This is a genomic window from Cupriavidus sp. WGlv3 (genome assembly GCF_023952475.1).
Classification (GTDB): domain Bacteria; phylum Pseudomonadota; class Gammaproteobacteria; order Burkholderiales; family Burkholderiaceae; genus Cupriavidus; species Cupriavidus phytorum.
The window spans coordinates 1-1,889 of sequence record NZ_JALHRX010000082.1 but is presented as its reverse complement, the minus strand read 5'-3'; the positions used below and the strand labels follow the sequence as shown (position 1 = coordinate 1,889).

Here is a 1,889-nt window from a genome sequence, read left to right as displayed (position 1 = left end):
GATTGAGTAGGGTGAGGGGTCACCCCCTCAGCCCTCTCACACCACCGTACGTGCGGTTCCGCATACGGCGGTTCACGAACGAGACTGCAAGCGCTGCTGAGTATCCAGCAGCGAGATCAACCCCAAGGCGTCGAAGTAGCCCTTCGGGAAGGCCGCGCCCATGTGGCGAGCCCCGGCATTCCACCATGGGCCCTGCCCGTTGCGAGCCGAGTGCCACGCGCGATCCTCCGTTAAGCCTTGCCGACGCAGCATCACAGTGCGGGTAGCACGGCTCTTGGCCTGCCGCCATAGCAAGCACCGCAGCCGGCGCCGTATCCACCCGTCCAGCTCCTCCAATGGCCGCTTGCTCTGGGTGTGCTGGAAGTACCCGATCCACCCGCGCAGCACCGGATTCAGCACCGCTATCGTGTGAGCCAGGCTCCTTCCTCGCCCTTTGCGCATCAGTTCCTTGATTCGTCCGGTCAGTCTTTGCAGACTTTCCGGGGCAATACGCAGCTTGGCCTGACGATGCGCTGTCAGGCTGTAGCCCAGGAACTTGCGTGCCCAAGGCCGCGCACAGGCACTCTTGGCCTCATTGACCTGCAGATTCAGCCGCTCCGCAAGGAACGTCATCATCCCGGCCAACAGCCTCTGTCCTGCTGCCTGGCTTCGGACGTAGATATTGCAGTCGTCCGCGTAGCGACAGAACGCCAACCCCCGCTTCTCGAGTTCACGGTCCCAATCCGTCAGCAGAATGTTCGACAGCAGCGGCGACAGCGGCCCGCCCTGCGGCGTGCCCTGCCTCCTCGCCTCGACCACCCCGCCACGCATTAGCCCCGCTTCCAGATACCGCCGGATCAGCTTGAGCACCCGGACATCCTTCACTTGCCGTGCCACCCGCGACATCAGGATGTCGTGGTTGACCCGGTCGAAGAACTTCTCAAGGTCGATGTCCACCACCCATCGCCGGCCTTCCTGCACGTACCGCTGTGCCTGCAAGACCGCCTGCTGGGCGCTGCGCCTCGGCCTGAAGCCATAGCTCGACTCGGAGAACCCCGGTTCGTAGAGCGGTTGGAGAACCTGCAGCAGCGCCTGCTGGATCAGCCGGTCCACCACCGTCGGGATGCCCAGTGTCCTCACCCCGCCCGAAGGCTTGGGAATGTCCACCGCGCGCACCGACTGCGGGATGTACTGACCACCCAGCAACGCCGCCCTGACGCTTGGCCAGCTCACCTTCAGCCAGTCACGCAACGCCGTCACCTCCAAGGCATCCACCCCGGCCGCACCGCCATTGCCGACCACCCTCCGGTACGCCAGCCACATGTTGCTTCTCTCGACCACCGCCTCCATCAGCGATGGCGCCCGCGCTTTCGTTTGCCCAACAGCCGCCGTGCCAGCCTCCGCACCCCCATCGGCCCCGGGCAGGTTCCGCCCGCCTTCCTCCGCTGTGGGCTGCACTCGTTCGTGCATTTGGGCTTCGTCGGTAAGCATCGAGGTCTGTCGTCCTAATCGCGCTCATTCATGTTCGGCCCTTCAGCGCCAACGGCTCGCCTAATATGGCCTCTGCTGACTTCTGCACCGCCATCCCGACACCTCTCGACGCCGGTAGCACCGTGGCAGCGGTACAGATCTCCCCGGGTATGACGCACCCACCTTCACGCTTATGCCTGTCGGATCTACGCCGCACCGTTCCGTGCAAGTACTGGGCTTTGGCCCTTTTTGCTGCCTTACCCAGATGCGTCGCCTCATATCCGCTTCCTGTTCGTCAGGCCAGCGCTTTGCCTCGGGCTTCCTTCAGACCCCCAGTCGCCCGGGGAACCCTTGCCTATGGCTAACACTTCCCCTTGCCGGGTGTGTAAGGGACTTTCACCCTCAAGTGAGTGCGCCCTGCCGGGCGCACAAAAAGAAAA

At 63.9% G+C, this 1,889-nt stretch carries 1 protein-coding gene; it reads right to left on the bottom strand.

Annotated features, from left to right (window positions below):
- Positions 1–72: 72 nt before the first annotated feature.
- On the bottom strand, positions 73–1,470 hold the full coding sequence (ltrA, locus tag MKD38_RS30495; protein ID WP_012354520.1) for a group II intron reverse transcriptase/maturase: 1,398 nt from the start codon (positions 1,468–1,470) through the stop codon (positions 73–75).
- Positions 1,471–1,889 lie beyond the last annotated feature (419 nt).

Bases quoted from the DNA above. Each gene is read 5' to 3' on its own strand.
- ltrA (WP_012354520.1), bottom strand. From the start codon at position 1,470: ATGCTTACCGACGAAGCCCAAATGCACGAACGAGTGCAGCCCACAGCG.